20 protein-coding genes, 1 pseudogene and 1 riboswitch are annotated in these 19,070 nt (G+C 72.6%); of the genes and pseudogenes, 14 read left to right on the top strand and 7 right to left on the bottom strand.

Annotated features, from left to right (window positions below; genetic code table 11):
- The first annotated feature begins 35 nt into the window (after window positions 1-35).
- The 5 genes from ACLQ25_RS06295 to ACLQ25_RS06275 all read left to right on the top strand — a co-directional run bounded on the left by ACLQ25_RS06295 (window position 36) and on the right by ACLQ25_RS06275 (window position 4,045).
- On the top strand, window positions 36-344 hold the full coding sequence (locus tag ACLQ25_RS06295) for a WXG100 family type VII secretion target (protein ID WP_425729950.1): 309 nt from the start codon (window positions 36-38) through the stop codon (window positions 342-344).
- A gap of 25 nt (window positions 345-369) precedes the next feature.
- The gene (locus tag ACLQ25_RS06290) at window positions 370-648 is read left to right on the top strand and encodes a WXG100 family type VII secretion target (protein WP_425729949.1); all 279 of its coding nucleotides are present in this window, start codon (window positions 370-372) and stop codon (window positions 646-648) included.
- A gap of 117 nt (window positions 649-765) precedes the next feature.
- Window positions 766-2,199, top strand: coding sequence for a S8 family serine peptidase (locus ACLQ25_RS06285; RefSeq protein ID WP_425729948.1), 1,434 nt, complete (start codon window positions 766-768; stop codon window positions 2,197-2,199).
- A gap of 37 nt (window positions 2,200-2,236) precedes the next feature.
- Window positions 2,237-2,800: a hypothetical protein gene (locus ACLQ25_RS06280; protein WP_425729947.1), complete on the top strand. Its 564-nt coding sequence runs from the start codon at window positions 2,237-2,239 to the stop codon at window positions 2,798-2,800.
- An 18-nt stretch (window positions 2,801-2,818) separates the two neighbouring features.
- Entirely contained in the window at window positions 2,819-4,045 is a 1,227-nt protein-coding gene (locus ACLQ25_RS06275; protein ID WP_425729946.1) for a WXG100 family type VII secretion target, read from the top strand.
- Between the two features lie 52 nt (window positions 4,046-4,097).
- Here the strand turns inward: ACLQ25_RS06275 and mycP are convergent, their stop codons facing one another.
- Window positions 4,098-5,336, bottom strand: coding sequence for a type VII secretion-associated serine protease mycosin (mycP, locus tag ACLQ25_RS06270; protein ID WP_425729945.1), 1,239 nt, complete (start codon window positions 5,334-5,336; stop codon window positions 4,098-4,100).
- 75 nt (window positions 5,337-5,411) lie between these two features.
- Entirely contained in the window at window positions 5,412-5,729 is a 318-nt protein-coding gene (locus ACLQ25_RS06265) for a helix-turn-helix transcriptional regulator (RefSeq protein WP_357124040.1), read from the bottom strand.
- A gap of 161 nt (window positions 5,730-5,890) precedes the next feature.
- Between ACLQ25_RS06265 and ACLQ25_RS06260 the strand changes: the two genes are divergently transcribed.
- Entirely contained in the window at window positions 5,891-6,613 is a 723-nt protein-coding gene (locus ACLQ25_RS06260; protein WP_425729944.1) for a carbonic anhydrase, read from the top strand.
- Between the two features lie 58 nt (window positions 6,614-6,671).
- On the opposite strand, the gene ACLQ25_RS06255 is transcribed toward ACLQ25_RS06260, so the two are convergent.
- Both ACLQ25_RS06255 and ACLQ25_RS06250 read right to left on the bottom strand, forming a co-directional pair.
- Window positions 6,672-7,694: a coiled-coil domain-containing protein gene (locus tag ACLQ25_RS06255; protein ID WP_425729943.1), complete on the bottom strand. Its 1,023-nt coding sequence runs from the start codon at window positions 7,692-7,694 to the stop codon at window positions 6,672-6,674.
- Between the two features lie 4 nt (window positions 7,695-7,698).
- A riboswitch (cyclic di-AMP (ydaO/yuaA leader) is annotated at window positions 7,699-7,829 on the bottom strand.
- Window positions 7,830-7,995: 166 nt separating this feature from the next.
- Window positions 7,996-8,415 (bottom strand): annotated as a pseudogene (locus tag ACLQ25_RS06250) (YibE/F family protein); the annotation flags it as partial.
- A 519-nt stretch (window positions 8,416-8,934) separates the two neighbouring features.
- On the opposite strand from ACLQ25_RS06250, the gene ACLQ25_RS06245 reads away from it, so the two are divergent.
- The gene (locus ACLQ25_RS06245) at window positions 8,935-10,974 is read left to right on the top strand and encodes a heavy metal translocating P-type ATPase (RefSeq protein ID WP_425729942.1); all 2,040 of its coding nucleotides are present in this window, start codon (window positions 8,935-8,937) and stop codon (window positions 10,972-10,974) included.
- A 3-nt stretch (window positions 10,975-10,977) separates the two neighbouring features.
- Here ACLQ25_RS06245 and ACLQ25_RS06240 read toward each other — a convergent pair whose 3' ends face one another.
- A complete protein-coding gene (locus ACLQ25_RS06240; protein ID WP_007454936.1) occupies window positions 10,978-11,274 on the bottom strand; it encodes a metal-sensitive transcriptional regulator in 297 nt (98 codons plus the stop codon).
- Between the two features lie 95 nt (window positions 11,275-11,369).
- On the opposite strand from ACLQ25_RS06240, the gene ACLQ25_RS06235 reads away from it, so the two are divergent.
- From ACLQ25_RS06235 to ACLQ25_RS06205, 7 genes are all read left to right on the top strand, one after another.
- On the top strand, window positions 11,370-11,579 hold the full coding sequence (locus tag ACLQ25_RS06235) for a heavy-metal-associated domain-containing protein (protein WP_425729941.1): 210 nt from the start codon (window positions 11,370-11,372) through the stop codon (window positions 11,577-11,579).
- 13 nt (window positions 11,580-11,592) lie between these two features.
- Window positions 11,593-12,531, top strand: coding sequence for a hypothetical protein (locus ACLQ25_RS06230; RefSeq protein ID WP_425729940.1), 939 nt, complete (start codon window positions 11,593-11,595; stop codon window positions 12,529-12,531).
- A 12-nt stretch (window positions 12,532-12,543) separates the two neighbouring features.
- Window positions 12,544-14,796, top strand: a complete 2,253-nt coding sequence (locus tag ACLQ25_RS06225) for a heavy metal translocating P-type ATPase (RefSeq protein ID WP_425729939.1) — start codon at window positions 12,544-12,546, stop codon at window positions 14,794-14,796.
- A gap of 74 nt (window positions 14,797-14,870) precedes the next feature.
- Window positions 14,871-15,044, top strand: coding sequence for a CsbD family protein (locus ACLQ25_RS06220; RefSeq protein ID WP_278150219.1), 174 nt, complete (start codon window positions 14,871-14,873; stop codon window positions 15,042-15,044).
- A gap of 160 nt (window positions 15,045-15,204) precedes the next feature.
- On the top strand, window positions 15,205-15,552 hold the full coding sequence (locus tag ACLQ25_RS06215; protein ID WP_425729938.1) for an ArsR/SmtB family transcription factor: 348 nt from the start codon (window positions 15,205-15,207) through the stop codon (window positions 15,550-15,552).
- A complete protein-coding gene (locus ACLQ25_RS06210; protein WP_425729937.1) occupies window positions 15,549-15,818 on the top strand; it encodes a hypothetical protein in 270 nt (89 codons plus the stop codon). The genes ACLQ25_RS06215 and ACLQ25_RS06210 overlap by 4 nt, the downstream gene beginning before the upstream one ends.
- A 121-nt stretch (window positions 15,819-15,939) precedes the next feature.
- On the top strand, window positions 15,940-17,403 hold the full coding sequence (locus tag ACLQ25_RS06205) for an alpha/beta hydrolase (RefSeq protein WP_425729936.1): 1,464 nt from the start codon (window positions 15,940-15,942) through the stop codon (window positions 17,401-17,403).
- A 19-nt stretch (window positions 17,404-17,422) separates the two neighbouring features.
- Here the strand turns inward: ACLQ25_RS06205 and ACLQ25_RS06200 are convergent, their stop codons facing one another.
- Both ACLQ25_RS06200 and ACLQ25_RS06195 read right to left on the bottom strand, forming a co-directional pair.
- Complete coding sequence (locus tag ACLQ25_RS06200) at window positions 17,423-18,676, bottom strand: RNA polymerase sigma factor (protein ID WP_425729935.1); 1,254 nt, start codon at window positions 18,674-18,676, stop codon at window positions 17,423-17,425.
- On the bottom strand, window positions 18,673-19,029 hold the full coding sequence (locus ACLQ25_RS06195; protein ID WP_425729977.1) for a YciI family protein: 357 nt from the start codon (window positions 19,027-19,029) through the stop codon (window positions 18,673-18,675). Before ACLQ25_RS06195 ends, ACLQ25_RS06200 begins: the two co-directional genes overlap by 4 nt.
- Window positions 19,030-19,070: the final 41 nt, after the last annotated feature.

The following is a 19,070-nucleotide window of genomic DNA, read 5'->3' as shown; positions in this document are numbered from 1 at the left end:
CCGCCGCCACACAACATGACGGAAGGGTGTGAAGCATGGCGTTCGAGGTCTCAGCTGCGAGTCTGCATACCGCCGCGAGTGACGTGCGGTCCACGCGCAGCGAGGTCGACGGCGAGCTGAAGAAGCTGTGGGACGTAGTCGACGACCTGGCCATGGCGTGGAAGGGTCAGGCGTCCACGGGGTTCCAGTCGCTCATGACTCGCTGGAACGAGGACACCGTGAGTCTGCTGACCGCGATGGACAACATCGCGGACCTGCTCGACAAGTCGGGTACGACGCACCAGGTCAACGACGAGGAGCAGCAGCAGATGCTGGACAAGTTCCACTCTGCTCTCAATCCGTGATCCGTAGCCAGCAGAGGAGGAAGTCGTGACGATCAAGGTTGACTACGCGGTCCTCGAGAGCAGCAACCAGCAGATGCAGGCCATCTCGAAGACCATCGACGAGAAGCTGGACACGCTGCGGTCGATGCTGTCCAAGCTCGAGTGGGAGGGCGAGGACCGCACCGCCTACGAGCAGCACCAGGTGAAGTGGGACGCGTCGGTCCGGGACATCAACCGGATCCTGAACGAGATCGGTGGTGCCGTCGGCATCGCCCGCGAAAACTACGTCTCCACCGAGATGAGCAATTCCAAGGTGTGGGGCTGACACAATCACCGATGCGGCTCCGGTCCGGCTCGACCGGACCGGAGCCGCATCGTGTTGGCGTCGGCGAGATACGGGAGAGCGATGCGTACGGGGAAGCCTTTCCGATCGACACGGGCCGTGGGCGCGGCCGCGCTGGCGCTGTGCGCCGCGCTGGCCCCTGCGGTGACCGTCGCGCCGACGCCGGCCCGGGCCGCCGACACGGTCCGCGATTACCAGTGGTACCTGGACTATCTCAAGATCCCCGCCGCCCACAAGATCACCAAGGGGGCGGGTGTCGTGGTCGCCGTCGTCGACACCGGGATCGACGCCAACCATCCTGACCTGCGCGGCCAGGTGCTCGCGGGGCACGGCACCAACGTCACGGCCGCCGCGGACGGCCGGCGTGACGACGACAAGGAGTTGGGGCACGGCACCAAGATGGCCGGTGCCATCGCCGGGCGCGGCGGTGACGCGATGCAGGCGTTGGGCATCGCCCCGGCCGCGAAGATCCTCCCGATCTCCATGGGCACCAAATTCGACGGCCAAGACGTGGTCCTGGGAGTCCGGTGGGCCGCGGACAACGGCGCTGACGTCATCAACCTCTCGCTCGGCGACGAGGAGGCGGCTTCGCCGGAGCTGGTGGACGCCGTCAACTACGCGCTGAGCAAGGACGCCGTGGTGGTGGCCTCCGCCGGCAACGTCGAGCAGGGTGACCGGCAGGTGACCTCGCCCGCCAACATCCCCGGTGTCGTCGCCGTCACCGGATTCGACAAACGAGGTGACTTCTTCGGCGGCTCGGTGCAGGGCCCGGAGGCAGTCATCGCCGGTCCGATGGACTCCATTATCGGGCCGGTGCCAAAGGTGGTCTCGCCGAACGGCTACTCGCTCGGCAGCGGCACCAGTTCGGCGGCCGCCCTCATCTCCGGGGTGGTGGCGCTGATCCGCGCGAAGTACCCGAAGCTCGACGCGCCCAATGTCATCAGCCGTTTGATCGAGACCGCCCGCGATGCCGGACCGGCCGGCCGGGACCCGCAGTTCGGCTTCGGCCGGGTCGACCCGCTCGCCGCGCTGACCCGCTCGGTGCCCGCGGTGACGGCGAACCCGCTGTTGAAGGGCGAGGCGGCCGGCCCGACCCGCGCCGGCGGCGCAACCCGACCGGGTGACGACGACGGTCCGGCGGTCGAGTTCGGCGTCTCGAACAAGGCGGGCGCGATCGTTCAACTGGGACTCTGCCTCGGCGTGCCGATCATCGGGTTGATCGTGCTGTTCGTGGTGCTGCGACGCCGCAGGCGGCGCAGACCGCCGGCGGCCGTCGGTCCGTACCCGGGCGCACCCGGCATGCCGCCACCCGGCTGGCCCGCCACCCAGCCGCCACCGGCCGGCTACGGCCCGCCGCAGCAGCCCGGCCCGGGGTACGGACCGGCACCGGGCCAGCCCGGCCCGGGGTACCCGCCGCCCGGCCATCCCATCCAGGGTTATCCGCCGGCGCCGACCGCTCCGGCGACACCGCCGGCCGGTTCCGGCTGGCCGGGCTCGGGCCCGCCGTCGCCGGGCCCGCACCAGCAGCAGTGAGCGCACACCACCAGTCAGGGTTTCGGGGAGGGGACCGATGACGGACGACAGGACCACCCAGCCGGAACGGTACGTGAACGACGACCTCTACATCCCGGTTCCGGTGGGCGGGATACCGACGTCCGGCCTCGCCGTGACCGGCCTGGAACTCGACAACGTCAACCACGCCGCGACGCCGGAGGGCCTGATCGCCGCGCCCGGTGAGGCCGGCGTCAAGACCGAGTGGGACGCGACCAGCCTGGACTCGGCCATCACCTGGCTGGAGACCCACGCCGCATACCTGAACAAGCTCTCCTACGACATGGTCGACATTCAGGACCTGATGGGTGGGGCGGCCGGCGGCGTGGCGGGCGGGGCCGGCGGCCAGCCGAGCCCGCTCGGGGGGTTCGACTGGGCGGCCCGGTTGGCCGCCAAGCACCAGGGGCTCTATCAGGGCACCGAGTCCGGTGTCCGCAAGCTGTCGCAGAGCCTGTACGACGCTGCGGAGGCGCTGCGCCAGGTCAAGCAGAACTTCGAGACGGCGGAGGAGCAGAACAGGATGTCCGCCGCCGAGATGCAGCGTGTCTTCGGCGACGTGGCCGGCAACGGCGACGGACGCTAGGACGGGGGAGGACGGCAGATGGGCTTGAGCTGGGAAGAGATGTGCCAGAAGGTCGTCATCGACGGCCGGCCGGGCGACGTGGAGAGCGCCGCCCTCGGTTGGGAACAACTGCTCAAGAATCTCAACAACGTCAAGCAGAGCCTCGAGTCCAACATCAAGGATCTGGGTACGACCTGGAAGGGCCCGGCGTACGAGGCGTTCAAGGGCCACGTCGAGCAGATCGCCAAGGACACCGGGCAGATCGTGGCGGACGCCGAGAAGGGCAACGGCATCGTCCAGTCGCTCAAACGCGCCGCCGCCGACCTCACCGCGGCCCAGCGGGACTTCCCGATCCCGGCGACCTGCGTCAACGACGTGCTGGAGGCGCGCAACGCCAAGCTGACCCTCGGGGTCGGCTTCTTCGAGGCGAAGGTCTCGCCGGACTTCCTGGGCTGGTTCGACCCGGTGACCGCGATCGCCGACTGGATCAACGACCAGTCGGAGGACGCCGCCCGGGTCTACGAGCAGGTGCGCGGTGACTACCAGGCCACTGCCCCCGGCATGGCGGGTGAGGCTAGCGGTCCCACGCATAAAGACCCCACCAGCCAGATTCCCGATCTGGACACCGGTGGCGGCGGTGGTGGCGGTGGTGGCGGCGTGCCGAAGCTCGGCGGCGGTCCGTCCGGGGGTGGCCTGGGCGCCTCGCCCTCGATCGGTACCAGCGACCTGCCGGGCACCGGCAACCTGCCCAGCGGGTCCGGCACCCACCCCGACCTCTCCGGCGGGTACGACACCGGCACGGGCAATTACCCGGGCACCGGCGGCGTTCCGAGCGTCGGCGGTGTGGACGACGAGTTCAGCAGCGGCCTCGCGGGCGCTGGCGGTGGCGGTTCCCCCGGGCTGGGCTCCGGCCTCGGCTCCGGTGGCCTGGGCTCCTCTCCCGGGCTCGGCGGCGGTGGTGGCGGCCTGGGTAGCGCCGGGGGAGGCGTCGGCGCTCTCGCGGGTGGCGGCGCGCTCGGTCGGGCGGTCTCCCCGGGCATGGGCCCGATGATGGGTGGCGGCGGCGGTGCGGGCCGCGGCGGCGCCGGTCGTGGCGCGACGGGTGCCGGGGGGCGTGGTGCGGGTGCGCGCGGCGCCGGTGGCCTGGCCGGCGCGGGTACCGGTGCCGGTTACGGCGAGGAGGACACCGCCCGCAACACCTGGCTGGAAGAGGACGAGGACGTGTGGGGCGCGGACGGCGGCGGCACCTCCGGCATCCTGCGCTGAGCGCTGCGGCACGGCGCTGGTGTGGTCGACCGCATCAGCGCCGTGACCGGGCTCAGCCGGCGACCGGCTCGTCCGTGCGGCGGCCGGCACGCCAGCCGCGTCGGCGGCCCCGCGCCACGATCGGCCGAGTGACCAGCAGCAGTACGGTGAGCAGCGCGCCGACCACGGCCGCCCAGATCGCCGCGGTGCGTTGCCAGCTCAGCGGATCGGCTGCGGAAGCGGGCGGGGCGAGCGCGCCGACCGGCGGGTTGGTGCGGGTGCCCAGCAGGCTCGACACCGCCCGGTACGGGTTGACCACGCCGTACCCGACCTCGGCGTTGCGGCCCTGCGGCGGGTTGTCCGCCGTACGCTCCAGCCGGTCGGCGACCTGCTCCGGGGTGAGGTCCGGGTAGGCGGCCCGGACGAGCGCCGCCGTGCCCGAGACGTACGCGGCGGCGAAGCTGGTGCCACCCGTCGGCTCGGCGCGGTAGCCGGCCCCACCGGGCGCGGGGCCGACGATGTTGAGGCCCGGCGCGGCGACGTCGACGTAGCTGCCAGTGACCGAGGTGCCGACGTGTCCGCCCTGCTCGTCCACACCGGCGACGGCGATGACGCCCGGGTAGGCGGCCGGGTACGCCGGCTTGTCCTCCTGTGTCTCCTGCCGGTTGCCGGCGGCGGCGACCAGGATCACCCGCTTGGCGAGGGCGCGTTCGACGGCCCGGGCCAGTTCGGGCCCGGGCAGGGTCACCAGGGACAGGTTGATCACGTCGGCGCCGTTGTCGACCGCCCAGTCGATGGCCGCGGCGATCTGCCCGGGCAGCGCCTCGTCGTTGGTGCCCTTGGCGTTGGGCAGCACCCGGATGGGCAGGATGCGGGCCGCCGGGGCGATACCGCTGAACGGCGCTCCGGTGCCGTCCTGGCCGGCGATGATGCCGGCGACCATCGTGCCGTGGCCTGCCAGGTCGCACTGGCCTCGGTAGTCGGTCAGGTTGTTGAAGTCGCGCCCGGGGAGAACCTGGTTCTTCAGGGCGGGGTGGATGGCCGAGACCCCGGAGTCGATGACCGCCACCGTCACCCCGGCGCCTCGCGAGATCGGCCAGGCCGAGACCGGATCCAGCCGTTGCAGCGCCCACGGCATCTCCACCATGCCGTCCTCACCGGGCGGGCCGCAGGCGGGTGCCGCCGCTGCCGCCGGCACGCATGGGGCCACCACCAGGGTGATCCCGAGCAGGGTCGCGACCGTTCCACTGAGGACAGCGCGGACGGTACGGCGGGGTGGTTCGGTCGCGCTCGGCGGCAGGCATTCGCGCACCCGCAGAGATTACCGCTGCGCCGCGTCGCGCAGCTGCCCCCCGACGCCGGCCGACGTCGGGGCGCACGGCGGTCGTCAGGGAGTGTCGTCGCCGGGGGTGGGGGTGAACAGCGCGAGGAGGTCACCGACCTGCACTTCGGCCTCGGCGGGGTGCCGGAACCGGCCGGCGGGGTTGAGGGTGTACTCGTTGCGCCGCCCAACCCGGGTGCGGTGCAGGTAACCCTCGGCCTCCAGGTCGGCGACGATGGCCTGGGCGGCCCGCTCGGTGACGCCCACCTCAGCCGCCACGTCACGGAGCCGGGCGGTGGGGTCGCGGGCGATGGCGAGCAGCACATGGCCGTGGTTGGTGAGGAATGTCCAGTTCCGGCCGCCTCCGGCCGTCGTGCTCGCCATCGTGGGGGCCGCCTTTCCGGGATCAACGTATGAAATCTAAATCACGCATATCTTGACGCATCTTGGCGTGCGTGTGACCGTTGAGCGCGAGCCAGCGCCCGCCGCCGGCCCGGTTCAAAAGACCATTGAGCAGGTCAAACGCGTGGAGACGAGGTGCGGGGATGAGCCCTTCCGGTACGCCCGGCGCGCAGCGGGGCACGCAGCGGACCGTCGAGCAGGCGCCGGTCGCCACCGAGCCGGCCCGAGCGTACGCCGAGCTGGTCTCCGGCAACCGTCGCTTCGTCGCCGGAGAGCCGCGCCACCCCAACCAGGATGCCGGGCACCGGGCCGCCGTGGCGGACGGGCAGCACCCCTTCGCGGTCATCGTCGGCTGCTCCGACTCGCGGCTGGCCGCCGAGATCATCTTCGATCGAGGGCTGGGTGACCTCTTCGTCGTCCGGACCGCCGGGCACACCACCGGGCCAGAGGTGCTGGGCAGCGTCGAGTACGCGGTGGCCGTCCTCGGTGCTCCGCTGGTGGTGGTGCTCGGCCACGACTCCTGCGGCGCCGTGCAGGCGGCGCGCGAATCGGCGGCCACCGGCATCGCGCCACCGGGACATCTCCCAGCGGTGGTCGACGCGGTGCTGCCCAGCCTGCGACGAGCCACGGCCGAGGGCGTGCACGACATCGACGGCATCGTCGACATCCACATCGCGCAGACCGTCGAGACGCTGCTCGGGCAGTCGCCCGTGCTGGCCGACGAGGTGGCGCGGGGGCGGTGCGCGGTGGTCGGGATGTCGTACCGGCTCGCCGCCGGGGCGGTGCGACCCGTGACCCCCGTACCGGACGGAGCCCCGACGGGCGACGAGCCCTCGGACGACCCGGCCGCGACAACCGCCGCCTGACGCGCCGAGGGCCGCCCCGCCGGACGGCGGGACGGCCCTCGCACTGCTGAGCGTCGGATCAGAGCAGCGACATGTGTACGTGGTCAGTGTGGTTCGACGGCCCGCTGTACGACTTCCAGCCGGTCGCCGGGAACCAGATCTGCCGGTTCCAGATCACGTAGTAGATGCCGAGCCGGTCGGCGTTGCGGATGAGGAACGCGGCCACGTTGTTGCCGTACATCCGGGTGTCGTTGTTGTGCCACGGGCTGAAGCCGCTCTTCTGCAACGACCAGTCACAGGCGCGACCCTTCGGGTGCTCGTACGGTCCACCGTTGCGGTGGCAGCCCACGAACCGGTTGAACCCGGCCCGCTTGACCTCCTTGTACGCGTGCAGCGTGCGCGGCGTGACGCAGCCGGAGGTGGTCGGGTCCTTCTCGCTGCACGACTGCGCCTTCCAGTCGCCGTCGGCGGTGCGACCCGGGCCGATCCGGGCGACCGGGGAGGTGGCGTCCACCAGGCCGCCGGTGAAGCCCTCGCCGCCGACCAGCGCGAGCGCCTTGTCCGCGTCGCGCTTGTCCTTCGCCATCAGCGCGGTCTGCTTCTGCTGCTCCCGTACCTCGGCGTCGAGGGCCAGCTTGGCCTCCTCGGCGCGGGACTTCACCGTGTTGACCTCGGCGAGCTTCTTCTCGTTGACCATGTTCATCTCGTCGAGCGCCGCGGCCCGCTGGACGAACGAGTCCGGTGCGTCGGCCTCCAGCAGCATCGCGATCGCGCCGACCCGTCCGGTCCGGTACGACTGGGCGGCGATCTGCGCGACCTGCGGGGCCAGCGCGGCCAGGTCGGCCTTCGCCCGCTCGACCTCGGCCGCCAGTTCGAGCTGCCGCTTCTTGGACCTGTCCAGTTTGGACTTGGCCGCCACGTAGTCCCGGTTGGTCTGCTCGATGACGTCGGTGAGCAGCTTGGGCTCGTCGCCGTCCTCCTCGTGCCCGGACGGTGTGGGGGTCGTCGGGGCGGCGTGGGCCGGGAGAGGGCCGGCGAGCACGGTCAGCGCAGCGAACACGGCCACCACGGGCGTCAACCAGCGGCGTAGGGGTGCCGTCACAATCTTCCCTTCCGTCGACCGCCGACCGGGTTAGCTGACGGGTTCGGGGCGGAAGTGGCCCCTACCGCTGTCGCGGATTCACCCCAGGTACCTGGGTCCCCGGCTCGCCGGTTGGCGATTGGGCGGTGGCACCGCAGGCGCCGCTGCGCGCCTTCGTCGGTGACCGGCAGCGAGGTTACCCGAGAGTCCACCGCCTCAGCTACGTCCTGATGCCGACTAAAAGCGTCATTTCGCCATGGCGTTGAGTGACCAGTGACGCGGTTCTCAGGGCGGGTGCCCGATCCGGTCACGCTGAGGAGTGTCACCATGCCGTATCCGTGCTCCTGTTCGGCTCTGGCCACCCGGTGGTGGCGGTGGATGGGGGTGTGTTCCGCTGTGGATCGGGCCGGTCGGCCCGATCCGCCGGCGGGGAACTGAGAGCGGCGAGCGCCTCCGCGCGGTCCGCGCGGGGGCGCGGTGGCACGGCGTCCGCACCGGGCGTGGCTGTCGACCCGGCTGCGGTCACCACTGCGGCCAGCCCGGTGGTGAGGGGTACGGCGGCGATCAGGCCGAGCGTGGCGACCGCGCTGCGGACGATCTCCTGTGCGAGGAGCTCGCTGGTCAGAATCTGCCCGATGGGGCGCGAGTCGGCGGTGAGCAGAAGCAGCAGCGGCAGCGACGCGCCCGCGTACGCCAGGACGATGGTGTTGACGGTGGAGGCGATGTGGGCCCGGCCGACGCGGTTCGGTCACCATCCGGGTCACCGTGCCGTGGTGGCGCGGAAGATCCGCGCCACCGCCGCTCTTCGGTGCGCCGTCCCGTGGCCACAGCACCACGGCGGCGACGACGGTGGCCACGAAGAGCGGTACCACCGTCGCGACGAGGATCCGTCGTACCCGGGGCGGGGCGGGGCGGGACGAGCGGAATGGCTGTGGTCGGAACCCAATGCGAGAGACTCCCAACGATCCGGTGCGGGGTACGTGCCGGCGGCCTGTGCGGTTCAGTTCCGCCGGACGAACGTGGGCGCGAGCGCGTCGGTTCGCCGCCTGACGACCTGGCAATCACGGAGAGTGATGAAGTGACCCGGTCGGCGCCGTACGGGGCCGCGCTGTTGCAGCGCCGTCGCCCGTCTCGGCGGCGGGATCCGGTGGGTCATCGCCGGACGATGCTAACCAGCGCCCCGGGGTGACGCAGGATGTGCGGACGTGTCGGGGGAGTCGAACCGCCGACACCGCCCCGGCCGGGGCGGGATGGTGGGGTCATGCCTGAGCCACCCGCCGAGCACCGACAGCACGACAAGCGCGCCGGGCACGACAAGCACGCCGGGCACGACCCGGCCATGTTCCGTCGCCGGTTCTGGGTCTGTCTGGTGCTCACCGTGCCGGTGGTGCTGACCAGTGACCTGGTGGTGGACCGGCTCGGGCTCCGGCTGGACGTGCCAGGGCGCTCCTGGGTGGGGCCGGTGCTCGGTTCGGTGGTGTTCCTCTGGGGTGGCTGGCCGTTCCTGGTCGGCGCGGTACGGGAGATCCGGGACCGCGCGCCGGGCATGATGCTGCTGGTCGCGATGGCGATCACCGTGGCGTACACCGCGTCGCTGGCGACCAGCCTGGGTGCCTTCGACCTGGACTTCTGGTGGGAGCTGGCCGCGCTGGTCACCATCATGCTGCTCGGGCACTGGCAGGAGATGAAGGCCATCGGGCAGGCCCGTGGGGCGCTCGCGGCACTGGCGGCGCTGCTGCCCGACGAGGCCGAGCGGGTGGCGGCGGACGGGCGGGTCGAGCGCGTGCCGGTCGACGGGCTGCGGGTCGACGACGTGGTGCTGGTCCGGCCCGGGGGTCGGGTGCCGGCCGACGGCCGGGTCGTCGACGGCGACGCGGAGTTGGACGAATCGATGATCACGGGTGAGTCGCGCCCGGTCGCCCGGTCGGCGGGCGATCGGGTGGTGGCCGGCACGGTCGCCACCGATTCGGCGATCCGGGTCCGTGTCGAGGCGCTGGGCGACGAGACGGCGCTCGCGGGCATCCAGCGCATGGTCGCGCAGGCGCAGCGCTCGGGCGGGCAGGCTCAACTGCTCGCCGACCGGTTCGCCGCCGCGCTGTTCTACGTGGCCACCGGTACCGCCGTGCTCACCCTGGTGGTCTGGACCGCGCTGGGTAAGCCCGATGAGGCGGTGGTGCGTACCGTCACCGTGCTGGTGATCGCCTGCCCGCACGCGCTCGGCCTGGCCATCCCGCTCGTCGTCGCGCTCTCCACGGCGCTGGCGGCGCGAAGCGGGATCCTGGTCAAGGACCGGCTCGCGTTGGAGCGCATGCGGACCGTCGACGCGGTGCTGTTCGACAAGACCGGCACGCTGACCCGGGGCGAGCACGAGGTCACCGACCTGGTGACGGCCCCCGGCGTGGACCGCGACGAGGCGTTGCGGATCGCCGCCGGCGTCGAGTCCGACAGCGAACATCCGCTGGCCCGGGCGATCGTGGCGGCGGCCGGGACGGGTGGGCCGGCCCGTGCGGACGGCTTCCGCTCGCTTCCGGGCCGCGGGGTGCGGGCCACCGTCGACGGTACGGAGTACGCCGTGGGCGGGCCGACCCTGCTGCGCGAGCGGGGTGGACCACTGCCGGACGAGGTACGGCAGGCGACCGGCCGCTGGTCGTCACGCGGTGCCGTGGTGCTGTATCTCCTGCGGTTGCCGGACACGGTGCTCGGGGCGTTCGCGCTCACCGACGCGGTGCGGCCGGAGGCCCGAAAGGCCATCGCCGAGCTGCGGGCGGATGGCGTCCGCACCATCGCCATGATCACCGGGGACGCGCGGTCGGTGGCCGAGTCGGTCGCCGCCGATCTCGGCTTCCGGGCCGGGGTGGACGAGGTCTTCGCCGAGGTGCTGCCGGCCGACAAGGACAGCCGGGTGGCGGAACTCCAGCGGCGCGGGCTGACCGTGGCGATGGTCGGTGACGGGGTGAACGACGCGCCGGCGCTGGCCCGCGCTGACGTGGGCATCGCGATCGGGGCGGGCACCGACGTCGCGATCGAGTCCGCCGGGGTCGTGCTGGCGTCGTCCGACCCGCGCGGCGTCGGGGCCGTGATCCGGCTCTCCCGGGCGTCGTACCGCAAGATGCGGCAGAACCTGGCCTGGGCCGCGAGCTACAACGTGGTGGCGCTGCCACTGGCGGCGGGGGTGCTCGCCGGTGCCGGGGTGGCGCTGAGCCCGGCGGTGGCGGCCGTGCTGATGTCCGCGTCCACCATCGTGGTGGCGCTCAACGCGCAGTTGCTGCGCCGGGTCCGGCTCGACCCGGAGCGGACGTGACGTTCAGCCGCGCTTCATGAGTCGGCCGACGGCGGCCATCATCTCGGTGGCCATCTCGTCGGCCCGGCCCTCGGCTGCCCCCTCGTGCATGCAGTGCCGGGCGTGCCCGTCGAGCAGGCCGAGGGCCACCTTGTCGAGCGCGGCCTGGATCGCGGAGATCTGGGTGAGCACGTCGATGCAGTAGCGGTCCTCGTCGACCATCTTCTCGATGCCCCGGACCTGCCCCTCCACCCGGCGTAGGCGCGCGAGCAATTGGTCCTTGCTGGCGGTGTACCCGCGGATCGGTGTGGGTGCGGTCATGGCGACGAGGATAGCGTACCCCTGGGGGGTATGGTAATGTCCGTTCCTGCCGTCATACCCCCACCGGGTACCGGTACTACGAGAGGAGACGTCCGATGGTCGACACGACGTACCAGGTGCAGGGCATGACCTGCGGGCACTGCGTCAGTGCGGTCAGCGCCGAGGTGGGCGCGATCGAGGGCGTACGCGACGTGCGGGTCGACCTCGCCACCGGCCAGGTCACCGTCAGCAGCGAGCAGCCCGTGGACAACGAGGCCGTCCGGGCCGCTGTCGACGAGGCCGGCTACGACCTCGTCGAGGCGTGAGCGGAGGTCCGCGATGACCACCCTGACCAGGCTGGGCGCGTTCGCCCTCGGTCTCGCGGCGGTCTTCGGCGCGGCGTACGGGGTCGGTCGGGTGGTCGACCCGGCCGACCCGGTCGCGCAGAGTCGGCCGGACGTCGCCCACACCTCGGGCCCCACCGCGAGCGGCGAGGTGGCCGACCTCGTTCCCGGCGGGTTGCTCGTCTCCGACCGGGGCTACACGCTCCAACACCTCAGCGCGCCCGCCGGCCAGTTCGCCTTCCGGATCGACGGGCCGGACGGTCGGCCGGTCACCAGGTACGACGTGGCGCACGACAAACGGATGCACCTGATCGTCGCCCGCCGGGACCTGTCCGGCTTCCGGCACGTCCACCCCGATCTCGCCCCGGACGGCACCTGGCGGGTCGCCACCCCGCTGGCCGGCGCCGGGCAGTGGCGGGCGTTCGCCGACTTCACCCCGACCGGGGGCGAGCCGTTGACCCTCGGCGTGGACGTGACCGTCCCCGGCGAGCTGACCGAGCGGACGCTGCCCGCCCCGGCGGCCAGCACCACGGTCGACGGTTACACCGTCACCCTGGCCGGCACGCCGCAGCCGGGCCGGACCTCGGCGCTCACCCTGACGGTGAGCCGTGCCGGGCAACCGGTCACCGACCTGGAGCCCTACCTGGGTGCGTACGGGCACCTGGTGGCGCTGCGTCGGGGCGATCTGGCGTACCTGCACGTGCACCCGGACGGGACGCCCGGCGACGGACACACCCCGCCCGGCCCCGCCGTCACCTTCCACGCCGAGGTGCCCTCGGCCGGCGCCTACCGGCTCTACCTCGACTTTCAGCACGGTGGGCGGGTCCACACCGCCGAGTTCACCATCGTGGCGGGCGCTGCCCCGGCCGCGACGGGCGAGCCGACACCGACCGGCGGGGCCGACCACGGCACCGCCGGGCACGGGCACGACTGACGGGACTGGACGATGACCACCACCAGCAGCAGACCGCTGCCCGAGGCGCCGAACCGGATCGAACTGGCGATCGGGGGGATGACCTGCGCCGCGTGCGCCGCGCGGGTCGAGAAGAAGCTCAACCGGATGGACGGGGTGAGCGCCACCGTCAACTACGCCACCGAGAAGGCGACCGTCCGGTACGCCGACGACGTCACCCCGGACGACCTGATCGAGACCGTCCAGAAGACCGGCTACACGGCGGCCCTGCCGACGCCGCCGACCGCCGAGCCGCCGGCGCAGGACCCGCTGCGCGGTCCGCGTACCCGGCTGTGGGTCTCGGCGGTCCTGAGCGTGCCGGTGGTCCTGCTGGCCATGGTGCCGCCCTGGCAGTTTGACTACTGGCAGTGGCTCTCGCTGACGCTGGCCGCACCGGTGGTCGTCTGGGGTGGGCTGCCGTTCCACCGCGCGGCCTGGACCAACCTGCGGCACGGCGCGGCCACCATGGACACGCTGGTCTCGCTCGGCACGCTCGCCGCGTTCGGGTGGTCGCTCTGGGCGCTCTTCCTCGGTGACGCCGGCATGCCCGGGATGACGCACCCGTTCCGTTTCGCCATCACCCGCGGCGACGGCGCCGGCAACATCTACCTGGAGGCCGCCGCCGGGGTCACCGTGTTCATCCTGGCCGGTCGTTACTTCGAGGCCCGGTCCAAGCGGACCGCCGGCGCGGCCCTGCGCGCCCTTCTCGACCTCGGCGCGAAGGAGGTGGCGGTGCTGCGGGACGGGGTCGAGACCCTGGTCCCGGTGGACCGGCTCGCCGTCGGTGACCGGTTCGTGGTCCGCCCCGGCGAAAAGATCGCCACTGACGGTGTCGTCGACGAGGGTACGTCCGCCGTGGACGCGAGCATGCTGACCGGAGAGTCGGTGCCGGTCGAGGTCGGCCCGGGCGACGCCGTGGTCGGCGCGACGATCAACGCGGACGGCCGGCTGATCGTCACCGCCACCCGGGTCGGCGCGGACACGCAGCTCGCCCGGATGGCCGACCTGGTCGAGCAGGCGCAGAGCGGCAAGGCGGCGGTGCAGCGGCTGGCCGACCGGATCTCCGGGGTGTTCGTGCCGATCGTCATCGCCCTGGCCGTGGGCACCCTCGGCTGGTGGCTCGGCACCGGGGCCGGTCCGACCGCCGCGTTCACCGCCGCCGTGGCCGTGCTGATCATCGCCTGCCCGTGCGCCCTGGGTCTGGCCACGCCGACCGCGCTGCTGGTCGGCACCGGTCGCGGGGCCCAGCTCGGTGTGTTGATCAAGGGACCGGAGGTGCTGGAGTCGACCCGCCGGATCGACACCGTCGTGCTGGACAAGACCGGCACCGTGACGACCGGTCGGATGACCCTGGTGGGCGTGGTGCCGGCCAGTGGCGAGGACCGCGCGGAGCTGCTCCGGCTCGCCGGTGCGGTGGAGGCCGCCTCCGAGCATCCGATCGCCCGGGCCGTCGCGGTGGCCGCCGCCGAAGCGGGCGAACTGCCCCCGGTGACCGGCTTCGCCAACCTCGAAGGGCTGGGCGTGACCGGCACGGTCGGGGAGCGGGTCGTGCTGCTCGGCCGGGTCCGGCTGCTGCGCGAACGCGGTGTCGACGTACCGCCGGAGGTCGAGTGGGCCGTGCGGGACGCCGAGGCCGCCGGGCGTACGGCGATCGTCGCAGGATGGGACGGGCGGGCCCGGGGCGTGCTCGCGGTCGCCGACGTGGTCCGGCCGACGAGCCGGGCGGCCGTGGCGCGGCTGCGCGCCCTGGGGCTCACACCGGTCCTGTTGACCGGCGACAACACCACCGTGGCCCGGGCCGTCGCCGCCGAGGTGGGCGTGGACGAGGTGATCGCCGAGGTGCTGCCGGCCGGCAAGGTCGACGTGGTCAAGCGGCTCCAGGCGCAGGGGCGCTCGGTGGCGATGGTCGGTGACGGCGTCAACGACGCGCCGGCGCTGGCCCAGGCCGACCTGGGGCTCGCCATGGGCACCGGCACCGACGTGGCGATCGAGGCGTCCGACCTGACCCTCGTCCGGGGCGACCTGGACGCCGCGGTGGACGCCATCCGGCTGTCCCGGCGCACGCTCGGCATCATCCGGGGCAACCTGTTCTGGGCGTTCGGCTACAACGTGGCGGCCCTACCGCTGGCCGCCGCCGGGCTGCTCAACCCGATGATCGCCGGCGCCACCATGGCGTTCTCGTCGGTCTTCGTGGTGGCCAACAGTCTGCGGTTGCGCCGCTTCCGTTCGGCCGCTGGCGAACTGTGACGACCGCGATGGTTGGACCGGTGACGACGGGGGTACCTCTCATTTCGTAGCGACGCTTGCGATGGAGGTTGGCAATGGGATTCGACGACAAGGTCAATAACGCCACCGAGGACGCGGCCGGCAAGCTGAAGGAAGGCGCCGGTCGGGCCACCGACAACGAGCAGCTCGAGGCCGAGGGTCGTGCCGACCAGTCGACGGCCAAGCTCAAGCAGGCCGGCGAGAAGATCAAGGACGCCTTCAAGAGCTGACGTACGACGTACTCCGCACGCCGGGCCGGTGATCATCACCGGCCCGGCGTGCTGTCGTGTCCGGGGCGCTGAACCCTGAGATCCCCCTGATTCCGTCTTCGTGCCGCGCCGCAGTGTCGCCGCACCTGCTAACTTCTATTGGCATGTGCAAGGGCTGGTTATGAGTGCGGCTTCGCCGCCGACCGGCGACGACCTGGTCCGGGTGCTGGCCACGCTGGCCAACCCGCACCGGCTACGGGTCGTCGCCGCGTTGGCCCGCGAGCGCGCGTACGTCAGTGGGCTGGCCCGGCAACTGGGCATCAGCCGCGCGCTGTTGCAGGTCCACCTACGGAAGCTGGCGGCGGCCGGACTGGTCACCGCCCGCATGGAGTTGTCGGAGGACGGGAAGGCCATGAACTACTACGAGGTGGAGCCGTTCGTGCTCACACTCACCCCCCAGGTCATCGCTACGGCGATCGAGACGCTCACCATGCCCGACTCGGGCGAGCAGCCGGAGGCGCGGTCATGAGCGAGCACGACTGGACCGAGGTGGTCGGCGCGTTCGGTGTGTTCGCCCTGTTGATCAGCGTGTTCACCGTGACCGTCGTACAGCTCGCCAAGACCCGGCGGGCCCGGTACGAGGCGAACCGCGCGGACGACTACCGCAAGATCGCCGAGACCGCCGCGCAGGCGCAGGCGGAGAACGCCCGACTGCTCGCCGCGATGGACGGCCGGCTGGGCGGGATGGAGACCCGGCTGGACGCTCTCGAACGCGTCCTGCGCGAGGTCGACTGACGCGCGTATCGAGGCCCCGGGCCGTCGAGCGGCTACTCGACGGCCCGGGCGGAAGCAGCATCACCTCGCCCGCTGGGCGAGTTTCACCAGCAACGCTCCTTCGAGGAGAGGACAGCACTCCATGCTGCGCGTACGCAAATCCGGAGTCGGCTGGGCGGTGGCCCTGGCCCTCACAGCCGCCGGTCTGACACCGGCGAGCCCGGCCGTCGCCCGACCCGTCATCGACTGGCACCCCTGCGCCGAGGACGCCCCCGACGAGGAGCCGGAGGCCCCGGCCGAGTGCGGCACCCTGTCGCTCCCGGTGGACTGGAACCAGCCACGCGGCGAACGCTTCGAGCTGGCCCTGGCCCGCCGGGTCGCCACCGATTCGACCGCCCGACAGGGCACGCTGGTGTTCGGCCCGGGCGGGCCCGGCGACAGCGGTGTCGACCGGGTGGTGAACGGCAGCTCCCGGTTCAGCGCCGACCTGCGCCGCCGATTCGACCTCGTCAGCTTCGACCCGCGCGGCACCGGCGGCAGTCACCCGGTGCGCTGCTCCCGGGAGCTGCTCGGCCGGCAGCCCCAGGTGATCGCCGACCAGGCACAGTTCGACGCCACCCTGACCAACAACGCGTTGCTGCGCGCCGACTGCCGGGCCCGTACGGGCGCGCTCTACGACCACGTGGACACGACAAGCGCCGCCCGTGATCTGGACGCGGTCCGTAACGCGCTCGGCGAACGGCAGCTCACCTTCCACGGCAGCTCGTACGGCACCCTGCTGGGCGAGCGGTATGCCGAATTGTTCCCCGATCGGGTGCGGGCCATGGTGCTGGAGGCCGCGATGGACCACAGCCTCGACACCCGCGCCTTCCTCGACACCCAGGCCGTCGCCGCCGAGGACGCGTTCGACGAGTTCCTCGACTGGTGTGCCCGGTCCGCCGACTGCGTCCTGCGCGGTCGGGACGTGCGGGCCATCTGGGCCGGGCTGCACGCCCGGGCCGAGCGCGGAACGCTGACCGACCCGGAGCGGTCCGGTGCCCCACTCGCCCCCTTCGAGTTGAGCCGCCTCGCCCACAAGCGGCTCTACGAGACCGACCGGTGGCCGGGGCTCGCGCAGTGGATCGACAAGCTGGCGGGTGCCCCGACACCGGGCGTCACCACGCTCACGGACGACGCCGTGGTTCCGTACCCCTTCGCGGTCTTCTGCCAGGACTGGAGCCTGCCGGTCCGCGACTACCGCGAGTACGACGCGCATCTGCGCCGCAGCGCCCGGCTCGCGCCGGACCTGCGCTACCCGCCGGCGCTGTTCGCCCTGGTCACCTGCCTGGGCACCCCGACGCCGGTCGCCAACCCGCAGCACCGGCTGCGGGTACGCACCGACGTGCCGGTGCTGATCGCCGCCACCGTGCACGACCCGGCGAGCGGCTACGCCTGGGCCCGCGCGGTGGCCCGGCAGTTGGGCCGACACGGGGTGCTGCTCACCTACCAGGGCTGGGGACACGGCAGCTACAGCAGTAGCCCTTGTGTAGGACGAGTTGTCGACTCGTACCTGATCGATCAGGTCGTGCCGGCGCGTCAGGCGAGCTGCCCGGCGGTCGACGTCTGAGGTGCGGGCGGCGCGGCGGTCACCGCCGCGCCGCCACTCGGGCGGCGCGCAGCTCCAGGTACCGCTGCTCGGGCAGGCTCGTGGTGCCGCGCGCCGCCGCCAGGTACGCGTCCCGCGCCGCCGCCGGCTCGCCGGCCAGCTCCAGCAGGTGCGCCCGCACGGCCGCGAGCCGGTGGTGCCCGGCGGTGCGCTCGTCGGCCTCCAACGGGGTGAGCAGGGCGAGCCCCGCCCGGGGCCCGTCCACCATGGCCACCGCGACCGCCTGGTTGAGCGTGACCAGCGGGTTCGGGGCGATCCGGCCCAGCAGCCGGTAGAGCGCGACGATCTGCCGCCAGTCCGTCTCCGCCGCCGTCGCCGCCTCCGCGTGCACGGCGGCGATGGCGGCCTGAAGCTGGTACGGGCCGGGCGGCGACCAGGTCAACGCCTCGGTGATCAGTGCGACCCCCTCCGCGATGGCGGCGGCGTCCCAGCGGGAACGGTCCTGTTCCGTCAGCGGCACCAGCTCCCCGTCCGCGCCCACCCGGGCCGCCCGGTGCGCGTCGGTGAGCAGCATGAGCGCCAGCAGCCCGGTGACCTCGCCGTCGTCGGGCAGCAGTCCGTGCAGGATGCGGCCGAGTCGGATCGCCTCGGCGGTCAGCTCGGCCCGGTGCAGGTCCGGCCCGCTCGATGCCGTGTACCCCTCGTTGAAGATCAGGTAGAGCACCCGCCGTACCGTCCGCAGCCGCTCCTCCCGCTCGGCCGGTCCGGGCATGGCGAACCGCGCGCCGGCCGCCTCGATCCGCTGCTTGGCTCGCCGGATGCGCTGGCTCATGGTCGCCTCCGGCACCAGGTGCGCCCGCGCGATCTGGGCCGTGCTGAGGCCGCCCACCGCGCGCAGCGTCAGCGCCACCTGCGCCGACCCGTTCAGCGCCGGATGACAGCAGAGGAACAGCAGGGTCAGGGTGTCGTCCGCGTCCGGCACCGCCGGCTCGGCGTCGGCCGGGGCCGCCACCTGGGCGTACGCCGGCTCGCGCAGCGCCACCGCGACCTCGCGCTGCCGGCGGGCGCTCTCGCTGCGCCACTCGTCGGTGAGCCGGCGGGTCGCCACGGTGAGCAGCCAGGCGCGCGGGTTGTCCGGTACGCCCTGCCCGGGCCACTGCGTCGCGGCGGCCAGCAGCGCTTCCTGGACCGCGTCCTCGCACCTGTCGAACTGGCCGTGCCGGCGGACCAGCAGGCCGAGGACCTGCGGCGCGAGTGTGCGCAGCAGGTCCTCGACCGTCCGGTCGTCGGTCACATCTCCGTCCCGGCCTCGTCCATGATCGGGCGGACCTCCATCGCGCCGCCGAAGCGCACGTCCGGCCAGCGGGCGGCGATCTCAGCGGCCCGCTGCGGGCTGTCGCAGTCCACGGCCAGGTAGCCGGCGAACTGCTCCTTGCTCTCCATGAACGGCCCGTCGACGATCTCGGGGTGACCGCCGGCCAGCCGGACCGTCTGCGTCTGCGACGGGTCGGCCAGCGCCTGGCCGCCGATCAGCTCACCGGTCTCGGTCAGCTCCTTCATGATCTCGTCGACCTCGCCGAACAGGGCGGTGCGGTCCTCTTCGGTCAGGCTCTCGGTGAAGCCGGGCCGGTTCCAGATCAGCAACATGTACTTCACGGGGATGCTCCTCGGTTCCTGGTCGCGCCCCG

Origin of the sequence: Micromonospora sp. DT44 (assembly GCF_049841635.1) — a bacterium.
Taxonomy (GTDB): domain Bacteria; phylum Actinomycetota; class Actinomycetes; order Mycobacteriales; family Micromonosporaceae; genus Micromonospora.
The sequence above is the reverse complement of the archived record's forward strand: the minus strand, read 5'-3'. Positions and strand labels throughout refer to the sequence as shown.